The sequence below is a fragment of the Bacillus sp. SIMBA_008 genome (assembly GCF_046535495.1).
GTDB classification, from domain to species: Bacteria; Bacillota; Bacilli; order Bacillales; family Bacillaceae; genus Bacillus; species Bacillus subtilis.
This window is the reverse complement of record NZ_JAWRWL010000160.1, coordinates 1-340: the sequence shown is the minus strand read 5'-3', so window position 1 is coordinate 340 and position 340 is coordinate 1. Positions and strand designations below refer to the sequence as shown.

The window sequence follows — 340 nt, the reverse complement described above, 5'->3', positions numbered from 1 at the left end:
AGGGTAAACATACTCAGGATAATGCGACCGTGAGATTAATTGGTTTTCTTGTAATGTTTATTTGGTTTGTTGTTATTCAAGGGTTAAGAACACTTATTGATGAAAAAGAGAATAATACTTTCAGCCGATTACTAAGTACGCCTATAAACTATACAAAATATGTTTTATCCAAAATGGCTGCTACTTATATTTCCGGAATCATTCATATAATCGTTATAATACTTGCGGGAAAATACTTACTCAAGATCAGCATAGGTCATAACATCTTTGCCATCGCTGTTATGCTCGCTGTTTATTTATTTGCATTGACCTGCATTACGATGATTATGGTTCCATTTAT

Annotated in this window: 1 protein-coding gene; it reads left to right on the top strand. The window is 32.9% G+C overall.

Features of this window, described 5'->3' with window-relative positions; translation table 11 throughout:
• Nucleotides 1-29: 29 nt before the first annotated feature.
• A partial coding sequence (locus SB658_RS22620) for an ABC transporter permease (protein ID WP_410602463.1) occupies nucleotides 30-340 on the top strand: 311 nt, incomplete at its 3' end.